Below are 1,313 nucleotides of genomic sequence, written 5' to 3' on the forward strand. Positions count from 1 at the left end.
GGGTAGCACTCGCTGGCCGGCAAAGAAATAGGCCTGAGCTTCCGGGGCCACTTCAGTGAAACTCCGAGCCAGCAGTTCAAGCTTGACCGTAATAACACTCCGCCATTCATCGCTGTAAGGTGTTATTTCACCGGCTGTCATATACTGGTTGGCAACCCCGTCATTATCACTGTCCAGCCCATAACGAATACTCAGCCCTTCAATGCCTTCAACCAGCGCTTCTGCATTAATACTATTGCCACTGGCGTATTCACCCGCCAGTTTCCGGTACAGTGTTGGTACATTATTACTTTCCCTCAGATAGAAGGCATAAGACTGCAAGGGTGCCAGTCGTGATCCCCGGTGGTTGATATTGCCAGAACCGACCGTACTTCCATGGCAACTGAAGTTACCCTGTAACTGACTTATACAGTTATAAAGGCTGCCGCTGGCTGCAGCCGGATGAGTCACCACGCTATTGGTTGTTGCAGCACCTGCCCGGAAAATGGAAACCTGTCTACAGTCTGACGAAATCAGAGCCAGAAGATCACCTTCATCATGACTACGGCTTTCAGCCAGTGTGACCGAAGCAATGCCAGTATTATGGCCACTGACCAGGGTAGTCTGATTGCTATCGACGCTGTGGATAATAATGGCTTCAGAGATCGCATTACTGTCCAGCTGTTGTGTAACGCTGTTACCAGAAGGAATACCCAGAACGCCTTTATCAAAATGCATCATCCACTGACGATTATCAGTGTCGGAATAGACTAAATTGGCCAGCTTTGCCTGGGCAGGACAGCCAGTATAGGCCGCGGTACTGATACTTTGCCCCAGAATATCCAGGGCCAGCCGGGCGTTTTCCTGAACCCGTGCCAGTTCATCCTGCAATGCCCACGACCGGCTGGATGCCAGCACCAGGTGGCCAACCCCGGTAAAAAGAACCAGTCCAAGGGCCAGGGCAATCATCAATTCAACCAGTGAGAATCCGTTCTCAATCCGTTTCATAGTATCCCTCTTAATACCACATCACTCAGGGGGACCCTGTTGCCCATATCCGGGAAACTCAGACGAATGATATACGTTCGAACACCATCGCTGTCCTGATAGGTAATTGAACCCTTGGTTCCCGGAATCTGGCAGGTCAGCTGAAACTTCCATTGCAAAATATCGTAAGCCGCCATCTGCTCAGGGCTGCAGCTTCCAGCTTCGCAGCTATTGGAGTAGCCGCTATTAATGCATTGGCTGTATTCACGATCATTTAAACCTACCTGATAACTGTTACCGCTTCTGGCCACGGATATGCTGGACCGTATTCAGGCCAACAGCACTCT

At 50.5% G+C, this 1,313-nt stretch carries 2 protein-coding genes; both read right to left on the bottom strand.

Features of this window, described 5'->3' with window-relative positions; genetic code table 11:
• On the bottom strand, positions 1–987 hold a 987-nt coding region (locus KDK13_RS04205), incomplete at its 3' end, for a PilW family protein (RefSeq protein WP_257283676.1).
• The gene (locus KDK13_RS04210) at positions 984–1,277 is read right to left on the bottom strand and encodes a hypothetical protein (RefSeq protein WP_257283677.1); all 294 of its coding nucleotides are present in this window, start codon (positions 1,275–1,277) and stop codon (positions 984–986) included. The genes KDK13_RS04210 and KDK13_RS04205, both read right to left, overlap by 4 nt.
• Positions 1,278–1,313 lie beyond the last annotated feature (36 nt).

It is taken from the genome of Endozoicomonas sp. SESOKO1, from assembly GCF_024606265.1.
Taxonomy (GTDB): domain Bacteria; phylum Pseudomonadota; class Gammaproteobacteria; order Pseudomonadales; family Endozoicomonadaceae; genus Endozoicomonas.